General features: G+C 61.9%; 11 protein-coding genes. 5 read left to right on the top strand and 6 right to left on the bottom strand.

The genetic code is table 11. The annotated features are described in order from the left end of the window. Positions 1–42: 42 nt before the first annotated feature. On the bottom strand, positions 43–1,026 hold the full coding sequence (locus ABFB52_RS11225; RefSeq protein ID WP_129973536.1) for an MBL fold metallo-hydrolase: 984 nt from the start codon (positions 1,024–1,026) through the stop codon (positions 43–45). 248 nt (positions 1,027–1,274) lie between these two features. On the opposite strand from ABFB52_RS11225, the gene ABFB52_RS11220 reads away from it, so the two are divergent. Beyond that, positions 1,275–1,676 (top strand): helix-turn-helix transcriptional regulator, encoded by a 402-nt coding sequence (locus tag ABFB52_RS11220; protein ID WP_085747774.1) that lies wholly within the window; start codon positions 1,275–1,277, stop codon positions 1,674–1,676. A gap of 7 nt (positions 1,677–1,683) precedes the next feature. Here ABFB52_RS11220 and ABFB52_RS11215 read toward each other — a convergent pair whose 3' ends face one another. Next, positions 1,684–2,253, bottom strand: a complete 570-nt coding sequence (locus ABFB52_RS11215; RefSeq protein WP_129973537.1) for a flavodoxin family protein — start codon at positions 2,251–2,253, stop codon at positions 1,684–1,686. A gap of 333 nt (positions 2,254–2,586) precedes the next feature. On the opposite strand from ABFB52_RS11215, the gene ABFB52_RS11210 reads away from it, so the two are divergent. After that, positions 2,587–5,373, top strand: coding sequence for a winged helix-turn-helix domain-containing protein (locus tag ABFB52_RS11210; protein ID WP_129973538.1), 2,787 nt, complete (start codon positions 2,587–2,589; stop codon positions 5,371–5,373). On the opposite strand, the gene ABFB52_RS11205 is transcribed toward ABFB52_RS11210, so the two are convergent. Together ABFB52_RS11205 and ABFB52_RS11200 are read right to left on the bottom strand one after the other, a co-directional pair. Beyond that, on the bottom strand, positions 5,335–6,807 hold the full coding sequence (locus ABFB52_RS11205) for a winged helix-turn-helix domain-containing protein (protein WP_129973539.1): 1,473 nt from the start codon (positions 6,805–6,807) through the stop codon (positions 5,335–5,337). The two genes, ABFB52_RS11210 and ABFB52_RS11205, sit on opposite strands and share 39 nt — an antisense overlap. 90 nt (positions 6,808–6,897) lie before the next feature. After that, positions 6,898–7,848: a GlxA family transcriptional regulator gene (locus tag ABFB52_RS11200; RefSeq protein ID WP_085747778.1), complete on the bottom strand. Its 951-nt coding sequence runs from the start codon at positions 7,846–7,848 to the stop codon at positions 6,898–6,900. Positions 7,849–8,059: 211 nt separating this feature from the next. Here ABFB52_RS11200 and ABFB52_RS11195 point away from each other — a divergent pair, with 211 nt between their 5' ends. Continuing rightward, positions 8,060–8,782, top strand: coding sequence for a pirin family protein (locus ABFB52_RS11195; protein ID WP_085689135.1), 723 nt, complete (start codon positions 8,060–8,062; stop codon positions 8,780–8,782). Between the two features lie 50 nt (positions 8,783–8,832). On the opposite strand, the gene ABFB52_RS11190 is transcribed toward ABFB52_RS11195, so the two are convergent. Next, on the bottom strand, positions 8,833–9,627 hold the full coding sequence (locus ABFB52_RS11190) for a hypothetical protein (RefSeq protein ID WP_129973540.1): 795 nt from the start codon (positions 9,625–9,627) through the stop codon (positions 8,833–8,835). Between the two features lie 326 nt (positions 9,628–9,953). Then, positions 9,954–10,829: a LysR family transcriptional regulator gene (locus ABFB52_RS11185; RefSeq protein WP_102688406.1), complete on the bottom strand. Its 876-nt coding sequence runs from the start codon at positions 10,827–10,829 to the stop codon at positions 9,954–9,956. A gap of 111 nt (positions 10,830–10,940) precedes the next feature. On the opposite strand from ABFB52_RS11185, the gene ABFB52_RS11180 reads away from it, so the two are divergent. After that, on the top strand, positions 10,941–12,161 hold the full coding sequence (locus ABFB52_RS11180) for a YbfB/YjiJ family MFS transporter (protein WP_129973541.1): 1,221 nt from the start codon (positions 10,941–10,943) through the stop codon (positions 12,159–12,161). A gap of 63 nt (positions 12,162–12,224) precedes the next feature. Continuing rightward, positions 12,225–13,223 (top strand): NAD(P)H-quinone oxidoreductase, encoded by a 999-nt coding sequence (locus tag ABFB52_RS11175; RefSeq protein ID WP_129973542.1) that lies wholly within the window; start codon positions 12,225–12,227, stop codon positions 13,221–13,223. Positions 13,224–13,282 lie beyond the last annotated feature (59 nt).

Raw genomic sequence — 13,282 nt, 5'->3', positions numbered from 1 at the left:
GCACGTTTTCCTTGTTTGAGCCTGACGTGAAAGATGGGCACTTTACTCGATGAGCGGTACTTTGGCCGCGCGTTTGTAGGGACCGTATTCGACCGGCACCCACTGGAAGTGTTTGTCGACCGCGGTGATATGGCCGATGCCCGGGAACGGCAAGTGCGCAGCCGTTACCCAGGTCTTGCTGGCCGCCGCTGCACTGAACACAGCGTTACGACTCTTGATCGCTTGCTGGCTGTTGACGTCGAAGCTGATCGCCACCTCAGGATGATCGAACTGCACCGCGAGGTTGTGCACCAGATCCCCCATGAACACGATGCTCTGATTCTGTGAAGTAAAACGGTAGGTGGTACTGCCCGGCGTGTGCCCGGCTTCCAGTGTGGCTTCGACCAAGCCCGGCAACGGCGACTGGCCCGCCGCGAATGTCTTGAAGCGCCCGGCGGAGACGTATGGCGCGGTAGAGTCCTGAGCGATCTTGAAGAACTCCCGCGCGCCGGCTGGTGCCTTGGCGAGGGCCTGCGGGTCGAGCCAGTAATCGGCTTCTGCCTTGGCGGCGTAAACCGTCGCATTGGCAAAGATCGGCCGTTGCTGGCCGTCGACCAGTCCACAGACGTGATCCAGGTGCAGGTGCGTCAGCAGAATCGCGTCGACCTGCTCAGGCTTGTAACCCGCTGCCTGCATGTTCGCCGAGAGCTGGCCGGCAGTGGCGCCGATGCACTGGCCCGCGCCGGTATCCACCAGAATCAGTTGTTTGCCGGTGTTGACCAGGAACGCATTGAACGCGGTCTGCACGCCCGGCGTTTCAATCGAGCGACGGGCCAGCAGCGCGCGAATCTGGCTCTGGCTCATGCCCTGCAGCAGCTTCGGCGACAAATCGTTGTAGCCGTCGAACAGCGCCGTCACCTCGTAATCGCCCAGCGCCAGCCGGAAATAACCCGGCGCCTGCGTGCCAACCTGCGGTGCCTGCGCCATGGCGCTAGACATCACACCGACCAACGCCACGCCGATTGCGCCGTTGAACAAACCTTTCATATGCATCCTCTCGCCCGAGCCCGATTCTGCGGCCCCTTATGGCCCGCCCCCAATCGTCGCCATCCTGCCCGCTTCCCGTCATGGGGACTTGCAGCGGTGTGCTGAGTTGCAGCCGACGGTGGAATTAACAACGTTTAACTCGTCAGCCTTCGCCCCTCGTCAAACAATGAATCCCTCTGCGCAGCGTTGTTTTATTGACCTGAGGGAAAGCGCTGACCGTGCGTTCCCCACCGACACGGACCTTGGCCATGGCTCACTTACAGCAAACCGTCGCCCGCGCCCCTGCCAGCGAACCCCGCAAGACCAGCACCGGCGGCCTCAGCCCGCAGCGCGAGCGGCTGGTGAAACAACTGATCCTCGAACGCCTCGGCGACAGCCTTGAAGTCACCGAGCTGGCCAACGCCTGCTCACTGTCACGCAGCCATTTTTCCCGGGCGTTCAAGTGCAGCACCGGGTACTCGCCGCAAGACTGGATCCGCACCCAGCGCATTGCCCGGGCCAAGCTGTTGATCCAGCAGACGAACCACAGCCTCACGCAAATCAGCCTGGAATGCGGCTTCTGCGATCAGGCGCACTTCTGCCACATCTTCACCCGCAGCGAAGGCATCAATCCGTTTGCGTGGCGTTGTCAGGTCATGAAAAACCGCTGAGGCGGTTTCACTCCCCAGCCATCCGCTGAGCCAGTCGCGCCACCCGCTCGCCCAGATGCGCGGCGGTTTGTTGGTCTTCCAGAGGAGGTGCCTGTTCGGGCGGTTGCTCGACGCAGGATTGAGACATCGCGCCGAGGGAGCTGCCGAGGCGATTCAACTGGCCATCGAACACACCTCCGCACGCACGCGCCGGCAGCAGATCGAGCCCGACCCAGATCATCGAATGCTGAGCGGCGAACACCGCCATTTGCAGCAAGGTATTGAGTTTGTCGCCACACAGGCTGCCGGAATTGGTGAAGCCCGCCGCGAGTTTGTCGCGCCACGGCCGGGCGAGGTAGAACGGGGCCGTGGCCTCCATGAACTGCTTGAACGCCGCCGAGGCGCTGCCCATGTAGGTCGGTGCACCGAAGATGATGGCGTCGGCGCGGTGCAGGTCATCCCAGTGGGCCTCGACGTCTTCGACCGCCAGCAACAGGCAGGTGCTGCCCAAATGGCGTTCCACACCTTGGGCCACTGCCTGCGCAATGACGCGGGTGTGCCCGTAGCCACTGTGATAGACCACCACTACCTTGCTCATCGCAGCGTCCTCCGGACGTATGCATTCCATTGCCCCGGAGTTTTGGCTCTGAAGCGGGCGCGGACGAGTTAATCGTTGTTAATTTTTCCCGGCTGTCGGGTGAGCCGGCACAGGTTCCGGCCTTTAAATACAGTGGTGACGGCACCGGATGCTGAGTGATGCCAGGGCGCGTGCATTGCGCGCACGTTGCACTGGCGACAAATCCTGAGGAATATGCCCGGATACTGCGGATTAGACGGCTTGCGTGACCCTCAAGTCGCTCCCCGCCCTGCCCGTCACGGATTCTTCACCGAGGCGGACCAGGATCATAAAAAACGTCGAAGGAGTGAGCGGTTGAGTCTTTCCCCGAATCAGGCCATCGGTTTCGGCCCCTATCGGATCCACCCCGGCCAGCGGTTGGTGCTTGAGGGCGACCAGCCTTTGCGCCTGGGCCGCCGCGCCATGGACATTCTGCTGATCCTGTTGGCCCACGCCGGCGAGGTGGTGAGCAAGCAGCAGCTGATCGCCGGGGTCTGGCCGGACAGCGTGGTGGAAGACATCAATTTGCGGGTACACATGGCCGCGCTGCGCAAGGCCCTCGGCGACGGTCAGGCCGGGCAACGCTACATCGTTACCGTGGCGCAGCGCGGTTACAGTTTCGTCGCGCCGGTCGTGCTGCAATCCATCGAACAACACCCCGCCGCCGCCAACCTCGGCCGGCATAACCTGCCATTGCGGCGCACGCGGATGATCGGTCGCCAGTCGGTGGTCGACAGCCTGATGACGCAACTGCCGCGCCAGCGCTGCATCACCCTGGTCGGCCCCGGCGGCATCGGCAAGACCACCGTGGCCCTGCGCGTCGCCGAACAACTGATTGGCCGCTATCGTGACGGAATTCGTCTGCTGGATCTGACACCGCTCAACGATCCCGCTTCGATCTGCTCGCACCTCGCCGCCCTGCTGGACCTTTCGCTGCATGCCAGTGAACCGATGGCTTGCCTGATCAACAGCCTGCGCGAGCGGCAGATGCTGCTGTTGATCGATAACTGCGAGCACTTGATCGACGCCGTGGCATTGCTGAGTGAAAGCATTCTGCGTGGCGCGCCGCAGGTGCATATTCTGGCCACCAGCCGCGAAAGCCTGCGCGCCGAGGGCGAGTACGTTCAGCGTCTGGAATCCCTCGATTGCCCGCCGCCGATTGCAGTACTCGACCGCGATCAGGCGATGGGATTTTCTGCGCTGCAACTGTTCGTCGAACGGGCAATGGCGGCCCACGAACACTTTGAGCCGGACAATGCTGATCTGCCCTTGATCATCGACATCTGTCGACGGCTCGATGGCATCCCACTGGCGCTTGAACTGGCCGCCGCGCAGGTGGCGGGCCTCGGGCTGGACGGTTTGCTGAGTCAGCTTCAGGGGCGTTTGCCGACGGGCAATCAGACTCGCCTCGGCCGGCATGAAACCCTGCGCGCTACGCTGGACTGGAGTTTCAATCTGCTCAACGCCTGCGAACAGACCGGTCTGCGTCGACTGGGTGTGTTTCGTGGCGCATTCACGCTGGAATCGGCGGCGGCGGTTATCGTCGGTCAGCACATCGAGTCGAACGAAGTGTTTGCGTCGATCACGCAACTGGTCGCCAAGTCGCTGCTCAACGTCGAGGTCGGCGATGAAGAGGTGTTCTATCGCCTGCTCGACACTACCCGCCGCTATGCATTGGAAAAACTCGACCAGGCCGCCGAGCTCGGCGAAACCCGCGAACGCCATGCCGAACGCAGCCTGGCGCTGATGCATCAGGCCCAGGCCGATTGGGAAAATACGGCGACCGAAGTCTGGATCGAGCGCTACGCCCGTGGCCTCGAAGACCTGCGGGCGGCGCTTGAGTGGACGCTGAACGATGAAGGCTCGCGCGCGCTCGGCGTTCGACTGACGGCGACGTCGGCGCCGTTGTGGCAGGAGTTGTCCCTGCTCAAGGAGTACGGCGTGCATGTGCGTCGGGCACTCGCATTGCTGGCGTCATCCGACGCGCCCTGCCCGCGACTGGAAATCGCCTTGAAACTGGCCCTCGGCAGCGCCTGCTACCACACCTGGGGTGGCACACCGGAAACCATTGAAGCCTTTGCCAGCGCCCGCCTGTTGGCGCAACAGCACGACGACAAGGCCGGACAATTGCGCGCAGTGTCGGGACACATGGCGGTCAACCTCAGTTGCGGGCATTACCAGATGGCGCTCGATCAGAGCGAGCAATTCGAAAGCCTCGGTGTGCACGGCGATGCGCAGTTGTCCCTGAGTACCCATCGTTTGCGGGTACTCGCGCTGCATTACGCCGGCGATCAGCATCAGGCGCGAATCCACGCCGAACAGGTCATTCAGCGCATGGCCCACAGCGGCCACCTCAACCGCTTCACTCACGGTTTCGGCGTGCAATACGATCAGAGCGTCGCCTCGCTGACCGTGCTCGCCCGAGTGCTGTGGTTGCAAGGTTTTCCCGAGCAGGCCTGGCGCACGGCGCGGCAGGCGCTGGACATCGCGGTGCAGATCAACCACGGCACTTCGATCTGCTACACCCTGGCACTCGCCTCGTGCCTGATCGCCCATTACAACGGCGACGTACAGAACGCCCGCGCACTGCTGCAACTGTTGCTCGAACAGGCGCAGAAGCATTCGGTGCTGCTGTTCTACACGTGGGCGCGGCACTACGCGCAAGTAATCGACGCCGACAAGGCCCCCGCCATCCCGCCCGCCGACAGCGGTCTGGTCAGGGAAATCATGGTCACGCTGGATCCGGGTTTCGTTGATGATGCGTTGCTCGAACGCGCGCAAAGTGGCGCGGCGGGATGGAGTACTGCGGAGATCTTGCGGGCCCGGGCCGAACGATTGCTCGCGGCTGAATCGCCCTGCCATCACACGGTCGAAAGCGCCTTGCAGCAATCGCTTGAGATTGCGCGGACACAAGGCGCCCTGGCCTGGGAACTGCGCAGCGCCACGTCGCTGGCGCAGTTGTGGCAGCGTCAGTCGCGTTATCGTGAGGCGCTAGAATTGCTGACACCGATCTACCAGCGCTTCACCGAAGGTTATGCCACCCCGGATTTGCGCAAAGTGCGTTTACTGCTCGACGAACTGCGCGGTCAGTCGGCCGCTTGAAGCTGGCCGGGTGCGACCCAGGTAGCGCGCGTGCCGACGCTCGACATCACTCAGTTCGCCGCCCTGCTCCAGCTGTTCGCGGGCGTAGCGGCGCGTGGTGTTGAGCATTCGGTAGCGCAGCGTCCCGCTGGATCGGTCCGTTGTCAGAAAGGACCTGGCCGCCAACTGTTCAACCACTGCCACCAGTGTCGAGGGTGGTAGTTGCGCGCAACTGATCACTCCGATGGCGGCGTCGAGGGTGAATGCCATCTTGAACACCGACAAGCGTTGCAGCACGCGTTGTTCCTGCTCGCTCAAGCGCTGATAGCTCCAGTCCAGCGCAGCCTTCATCGACTGGTGGCGTGGCACGGCGGTGCGGCGACCGTGACTCAGAACTTGCAGGCCTTGATCCAGTTGGGTCTGAAGGCCGACCAGCGCCAGCGCATCGATCTGCGCCGCCGCGAGTTCGATCGCCAATGGCAGACCGTCGAGCCGCCGACAGATATCGCGCACCGTTTCCAGATCCTGCTCACGCAGACTGAAGCCGTGTTGACGCGCACGGGCACGACTGACAAACAGCTGCACCGCCGAATAGCCCATGACCTCGGCGACACTGTTGAGGGCCGAGGCTTTGGGAAGGGTCAGGGGCGGCAGCGGCTGGAGGACTTCCAGACCGAGACGCAACGGTTCGCGACTGGTGGCCAGGATCGACAGACGAGGCGCGGCGTCGAGCAGTTTTTGCAGCAGGTGCCGACAGGCTTCGTGCAGATGCTCGCAGTTGTCCAGCACCAACAAGGCGTGGCGCGCGGCCAGGGTGGGGAAGTCGATATCGAGGGTTTTCAGCAGGTGATCGAGGAGCGAAGTGTCTTCGTCGGTCTGCGACAGATCCACCTGCCACACGCCGTCACGAAAATGCTGCAGCAGCAGTTCCGCTGCACGCAATGCCACGGTGCTCTTACCGACACCGGCAGGTCCCGTCACCGTCAGGAGCCGGGTCAACGGCAGTTGCCGGACCAGACCACCGACCAGTGAATCACGACCGGTGACCGGCGTCAGCCGTGCGGGCAAGTTGTGTTGGGGTGCTTGCAGGCTTTCGAACACCACTTGGGCGACGCTGTCGCCTTGCACCGGTGCCACGAAGCTGTACCCGCATTGCGGCACATTGACGATGTAGCGCTGACCGTTTTCACCATCACCGAGAGCCCGGCGCAACGCAGCGATGTGCACTCGCAGGTTGATCTCCTCGACCACCGACGTCGGCCACACCAGCGAAATCAGTTGCTCTTTGCTGACCACCCGTCCGGCGCGCTCGACCAGCACTTGCAGAATGTCCAGCGCACGACCGCCCATGCGCAATTGCCGATCCCCTTCGAGGATCAGCCGTTGGCGCAAATGGAACGCGTATGGCCCGAAACGCAGGACCGACGCCGAGTTCAATTCGTTGAGGCTGTTCATGTCCGTTATCTTCGCAGGCCTCGATGACGGTACAACCACCACGCGGGGTCCAGCACGGACATCCGGATGCCCGTAACGGACAGAACCGCTCTAGCTGAACTGTTCGCGATATTGCGTCGGGGTCAGCCCGAGCTTTTCGCCGAACAGAAAACGCATGTGCCGCACGCTGCCGAAACCGCTTTTGTAGGCCACGGTTTTCAATGGCAGATCGCTGGTTTCCAGCAGATTGCGCGCGCAATCGATGCGCGCACTTTGCAGGAATTCCATGGGTGTCATGTTGACCTCGCGGGCGAATACCCGAGCGAAGTGTCGTGCACTCATGTTCGCAAGACTTGCCATGCGCTCGACGGTGAAGGCTTCCTCAAGATGCTCCAGCACATGGTTCTGCACCCGGGTGATCGGCGTTTCCTGGGGGGCCACCGCGGCCATCAGCGGACTGAACTGCGCTTGCCCGCCCTGACGTTTCATCACCACTAGCAGCACTTTGGCCACGTCCTGGGCAATCTTTTTGCCATGATCGCGGGCGACCACCGCCAACGCCATATCGATCCCGGCCGTGACGCCCCCGGAGGTGATCAGGTTGCGATCCTCAATAAAAATCTGGTCGGTCGCGACGTTTGCCTTCGGAAAGCCCTTGATCAGGCGTTCGGTGTAATTCCAGTGGGTGGTCACACGATAGCCGTCGAGCAATCCGGCGTGACCCAGCACGAAGGCGCCGGTACAGATCGAGCCGTATTGCCCCGCACGCGTCACCGCGCCTTGCAGCCAGGCGAGCAACGGCGGGTGTTTTTCGTTGTAGGCGCCAGGGCCGCCCGGCACCAGCAGCAAGTCGTAGCGCTCATCGGCTTCGTCGATGTGCCGATCGGTGTGCACGAGCACGCCATTGGACGCACGCAACGGCCCGCGCTCGGTGCCCAGGGTGGTCAGGTGATAGTGGTCTTGCGGTTTCAGGTAGCGGTTGGCAACCGAAAAGACTTCCAGCGGCCCAGCCATGTCGAGCAGCAGAAAATCCGGAAACAGCACCATTGCCACGGTCTTCATGGGGGTATCACCAAAATCCATGTGGAATCATAAGTCTGCGCATTATGGCCAGATACGGTGGAAACGTTGGAAAAGAATGCGTGATCCAGTACTCACAACTGTCAACTCATACGGGACAGTATTTCAATTTTCATCTACTTATTGCATCGCGGGGTAACCAGTAACCTTCTCCTCACTCGGACGAATCAACGTCCTGAAAGGAGATTTCATCATGCTGACCCTTCGTAAAGCTTCCGACCGTGGTCTGGCCAATCATGGCTGGTTGAAGTCGTTCCACACCTTTTCTTTCGCCAGCTACCGTGACCCGCGTGAACAGGGTTTCTCCGACCTGCTGGTAATCAACGATGACCGCGTTGCCGCCGGCAAGGGCTTCGGCCAGCACCCGCACCGTGACATGGAGATTTTCTCCTATGTGCTCGAAGGTGCGCTGGAACACAAGGACACCCTCGGCACCGGTTCGGTAATCCGCCCCGGCGATGTGCAACTGATGAGCGCCGGCAGCGGCGTGGCCCACAGTGAGTTCAACCATTCGGCGACCAAGCCTGTGCACTTCCTGCAGATCTGGATCGTACCGGACGTCAGCGGCGCGAAACCGCGTTACCAGCAAGAGCACTTCAGCGAACAGAAAAAACGCGGTCGCCTGCAACTGATCATTTCGCCCGAAGGCAGCCACGGCTCGCTGAAAGTGCGCCAGGATGCACGGGTGTATGCCGGGCTGTTCGATGGCGAGGAAAGCGCCACCCTCAAGCTGCCTGCCAACCGCTATGCCTATGTGCACGTCGCTCGCGGTAGTGTTGAACTGAACGGCGTGCAGTTGAAGGAAGGCGACGGCGTGCGGGTTCGTGAAGAACAGGCACTGACCCTGAGCAATGGTCAGGATGCCGAAGTCTTGGTGTTTGACCTGCGCCCGCAGGAACTGCCGGAAATGCCATAAGCCCGTGGTTTTCATCGCTCGAAAAAACGGCCTTCGTTGAAGGCCGTTTTTCATTCTGCTGGCAAGCTCATCAGCACTGCCGGCGCAGGGTTTCCAGCCTCTTTCACCGATTGAATCATGGCCAGGGTGGTCTGCATCGTGACGAGCACGTTTGCCTGATTGGCGTAGTAAGAACCCGCGAGTATGGCAACCATCCCGAGAAAATGTACGGCTGTTGCCGCCCAGTAATTCGCCTTGATCGTCGAGACCTGCCTGACGGCTTCGTCAATTCGCTCCAGAGACCTGTCAATGCGAGCCGAGACGATCGCGTAACGCTGGTCGCGCTCCAGATGAGCCTTTTCTTGTTCCAGTCTGACCTTTTCGTAGACTTTCTCTCGCTCGACCCGGGCGGTCTCCCGCTCCTGTCGGGCCGTCTCCAAGACCTTTTCATGCCCCAGCCGAGCCTTCAAGCGCTCCTGCCGCAGGTTTTCGAGATTCTTCTCGTGCGCCAGCTGGATTCTTTCCTGAGCCTGCTCCCGCTCAAGGCGCACTTTCTCCTGGGCCTCTTCCCGCTCAAGGCGCACTTTCTCCTGGGCCTCTTCCCGCTCAAGGCGCGACTTTTCCTGAGACTTCTCCCACTCCCGCCGTGCTGCCTCCTGCTCTCGTTTCTGCTCCAGACGCGCCGCGTCTTGGGACCGCTCACGCTCCACCCGAGCCGCCTCCTGAGATCGCTCCCACTCGAACCGTGCCTCCTCCATAGAGCGTTTTTGCTCCAGCCGGCCCTGCTCCTGACTTTTTTCGAGCTCCAACCGTGCCTGATCCCGCTCAGCCTGTTGGGTCAGAAAGCCATCGATCTTGGCGGACATGGACTCGATCCGTGCATCGATTCTAGTCTCGATGACTTCGATCCTGGCGCTGAATTCGTCTCGCGTTATGTAGTTCATACACTCACTACTATCCGTTTGCCCGGCCATGTCGCTTGCTTGAAATTGGCTGAATTCCCTTGCAATCAATTCCACACCTCTGACGTTTATCAACACTTCCCTGGATTGATCCCTCGGAGCGTTTCACCTGCTCACTCCGGGTGTGAGAAACGATAGGGCCCGGCCAAAAAACTCACAAGCCAGCGGATTCTGGCGCTGTTGTAGGCAAGATCGTCAGCTGATGTAGCCGTCCTACACGGCATCAAGGACTACTCATTCTCCAGCGCAAACGCTTCGACAATCTGCTCGATCACCGCCCTGACCCGCGCGGTATGGCGCAGATCCGCGTGGGTCACCAGCCACACTTCATAAGGCAACGGCCGCGTACGCTCCGGCCACAGCCTGACCAGACCGTCGCGCTCGCCCATGTAGACCGGGATTTCTCCTACACCCAGCCCGGCGGCAATCGAGCGGCGTACCAGCAGGCTGGAGCTCAGACCGGCGACGATCCGGCCGCGAGTCACGGGTTCAGTCACCAGGGTCAGGTCCTTGTTGCCTTGCAGATACGGCTGGTACACCACCAGGTCATGGCCTTCGAACGTACTGCCCGGCGTCGGCACGCCATGGCTGTCGACGTAGGCCTGCGAGGCAAACAGCCCCACCGGCCAACGCGCGATGCGCCGGGCGATCAGGTCCGGATTGTCCGGGCGGGTGTTGCGCACGGCGATGTCCGCTTCACGCTTGGCCAGGCTGAGGATCTGCGTGGAGGCGTCCAGTTGCACGCGCACGTCCGGATGCCGTTCGTGCAACTGCGCAATGGCCGGGATCAGGAAATCGATGGCCAGCGAATCGGTGGTGCTGACCCGCACACTGCCGGTCAGGCGATCGTCCAGGCCTTGGATACGCCGTTCCAGCTCCAGCGCCGAATGCTCCATTTTTTCTACCGACTTGAGCGCCGCTTCGCCGACGGCCGTCAGTGCATAGCCCTCGGAGGTGCGCAGAAACAAGGTCGCGCCCAGCGACTTTTCCAGCGCCGTGATGCGTCGCCCTACTGTCGCCTGATCCACGCCCAGCACGCGCGCGGCACCGCGCAATGTCGACTCGCGACAGACCGCAAGAAACACCCGTGCATCATCCCAGTTCATATCGTTCTCCATTGATGCATAAACGCATCACTATCACGCAAACTCGCTGCATTAACGCAGCAACGATAGCCGATATTCTGGGCGCCATAAACCTTTCAAAGGATTGCCGTCATGCACACTTCAACTGCTTCGCCCGAACGTCCGGACACAAGTGTCTGGCTGGCGATCTTCGCCGGACTTTGCGCCAGCCTGGTCAGCATCGGTCTGGCGCGTTTCGCCTACACGCCGCTGATCCCTTCGCTGATTCAGGCCCAATGGTTTTCCGCCCATGATGTGGTCTATCTGGGTGCGGCCAACCTGGTCGGCTACCTGGTCGGCGCTCTCCTCGGCCGACCGCTGGCACGCCGGCTCACCCAGAGAAATGCCTTGCGACTGATGATGCTGGCGGTGACCGTGGCGTTTTTTGCCTGTGCGTATCCCGTGTCGGTGAGCTGGTATTTCGGCTGGCGCCTGCTGTCCGGGATCGCGGGCGGCGCGATCATGGTGCTGGTGGCCGCGACCGTGCTGCCCCATGTACCGGCCGCGCGCAAGGGCCTGGCCAGCGGGGCGATTTTCCTCGGCATCGGTCTGGGCATCGCCGGATCGGGCACGATTGTTCCGCTGCTGTTGAGCCTTGGCCTGCAAGCGACGTGGCTGGGATTGGGCGTTTTGTCGCTAGCACTGACGGCATTGAGCTGGTTCGGCTGGCCCTCGGAGCAGCCCCATGCAATCACCACCACCGCTGAAGTGGATCCGGTCGAGCCGACACCGCCTGCTGTTTATCTGCTGTTTGCCCAGTACGCGTTCATGGCCGCCGGGCTGGTGCCGGCCATGGTCTTTCTGGTGGATTACGTCGCCCGCGGCTTGGGCGCCGGGGCGCATGTCGGCGCGCTGATCTGGGTCATGTACGGTCTGGGCGCCATCGTCGGCCCGGTGAGTTATGGCTTTCTCGCCGATCATCTCGGCGCACGGACCGGCATTCGTCTGGTGCTGGTGGTGCAGGCCGTCACCCTGGGTTTGCTGGCGGTTTCGCATTCGTTCCTGGCGTTGGCGCTGCTGGCGGTGATCCTCGGTTCCTTTCCACCGGGCATCGTTCCGCTGGCATTGGCCCGGGTGCATGAGCTGGTGCCGGATCATCATCGCCAACAGGTGGCGTGGAGCCGCGCCACGGTGTCGTTCGCCACGTTTCAGGCGCTGGCCGGATTCGCTTATTCGGCGCTGTTCAACGCCACGGGCGGACAACATGTGCTGCTCTTCGTGATTGCCGGCGGTGCCATCGTGATCGCGCTGATACTTGAGCACGCCATGAAACTGCTGCCCTCCTCCGTCGAACAACGCTGCTGCGCCCAATGAGGGGAATCATTGCGCCCTGACTGCGTTCCCATCTACTGATCACTTTTTCAAGAGGAATCGAAAATGACGTTGCCCCCTGAAATGACCCGAATCGAAATCACCGAACCGGGCGGGTCCGAGGTTCTGCAATCCCGGCGCGTCCCGCTGCCGGTCGCCGCAGAAGGCGAAATACTGATCCGCGTGTATGCCGCCGGCATCAATCGCCCCGACGCCCTGCAACGCGCCGGCAAATACCCGATGAAGCCCGGCATGAACCCGATTCCTGGCCTTGAAGTAGCCGGCGAAGTCGTGGCGATTGGCAACGGCGTCAGCACATTCGCGGTCGGTGACCGGGTCTGCGCGCTGACCAATGGCGGAGGTTACGCCGAATACTGCACGGTCCCGGCCGGCCAGGCCCTGCCGATTCCCGATGGGCTGGACTGGATTCAGGCAGCTGCAATTCCGGAAACCTTTTTCACGGTGTGGGCCAATCTGTTCGGCCTCGGCGGCGCCAGCCGTGGCCAGCGCGCCTTGATCCACGGCGGCACCAGCGGCATCGGCACCACCGCGTTGATGCTGTGCCGCGAGTTTGGCATCGAGGCCTTTGCCACCGCCGGAAGCGCCGATAAATGCGCAGCGATCCACAATCTGGGCGGCGAAGCGATCAACTACCGGGAACAGGATTTCGCCGCTGTCATCGCTGAAAAAACCGCCGGCCAGGGCGTCAATGTGATCCTCGACATCATGGGCGGCTCGTACCTCAACGGGAACATCAGCGCCTTGGGGATGGATGGGCGGTTGGTGATGCTCGGTTTCCTCGGTGGCGCGCGGGCCAATGACATCGATCTGCTGGCGATCCTCGGCAAACGTGCGGTGGTTACCGGCTCCCTGCTTCGCGCCCGTACCTCGGCGGAAAAAGCCGCCATCGCCGATCAACTGCGCGAACACGTCTGGCCGGTGCTCGCCGCCGGGCGCTGCCTGCCGATGATCGACAAGGTCTATCCGCTCACCGACGCAGCCAAGGCCCATGCGCACATGGAAGCGGGCGACCACATCGGCAAGATCGTGCTGAAGATCGACTGAGTCGTTGCAGCATTTTGTAATCGTTGCAGGGGTGCGGTGGTCGAAAATGTCACGCGCGG

Origin of the sequence: Pseudomonas sp. 9.2(2024) (genome assembly GCF_039695385.1) — a bacterium.
Lineage (GTDB): Bacteria > Pseudomonadota > Gammaproteobacteria > Pseudomonadales > Pseudomonadaceae > Aquipseudomonas > Aquipseudomonas paraglycinae.
The sequence above is the reverse complement of the archived record's forward strand: the minus strand, read 5'-3'. Positions and strand labels throughout refer to the sequence as shown.

Coding starts and splice junctions, on each gene's coding strand:
- ABFB52_RS11205 (WP_129973539.1), bottom strand. CDS start 6,807: ATGAACAGCCTCAACGAATTGAACTCGGCGTCGGTCCTGCGTTTCGGG.
- ABFB52_RS11195 (WP_085689135.1), top strand. CDS start 8,060: ATGCTGACCCTTCGTAAAGCTTCCGACCGTGGTCTGGCCAATCATGGC.
- ABFB52_RS11215 (WP_129973537.1), bottom strand. CDS start 2,253: ATGAGCAAGGTAGTGGTGGTCTATCACAGTGGCTACGGGCACACCCGC.
- ABFB52_RS11180 (WP_129973541.1), top strand. CDS start 10,941: ATGCACACTTCAACTGCTTCGCCCGAACGTCCGGACACAAGTGTCTGG.
- ABFB52_RS11220 (WP_085747774.1), top strand. CDS start 1,275: ATGGCTCACTTACAGCAAACCGTCGCCCGCGCCCCTGCCAGCGAACCC.
- ABFB52_RS11225 (WP_129973536.1), bottom strand. CDS start 1,026: ATGAAAGGTTTGTTCAACGGCGCAATCGGCGTGGCGTTGGTCGGTGTG.
- ABFB52_RS11175 (WP_129973542.1), top strand. CDS start 12,225: ATGACGTTGCCCCCTGAAATGACCCGAATCGAAATCACCGAACCGGGC.
- ABFB52_RS11200 (WP_085747778.1), bottom strand. CDS start 7,848: ATGAAGACCGTGGCAATGGTGCTGTTTCCGGATTTTCTGCTGCTCGAC.
- ABFB52_RS11190 (WP_129973540.1), bottom strand. CDS start 9,627: ATGTCCGCCAAGATCGATGGCTTTCTGACCCAACAGGCTGAGCGGGAT.
- ABFB52_RS11185 (WP_102688406.1), bottom strand. CDS start 10,829: ATGAACTGGGATGATGCACGGGTGTTTCTTGCGGTCTGTCGCGAGTCG.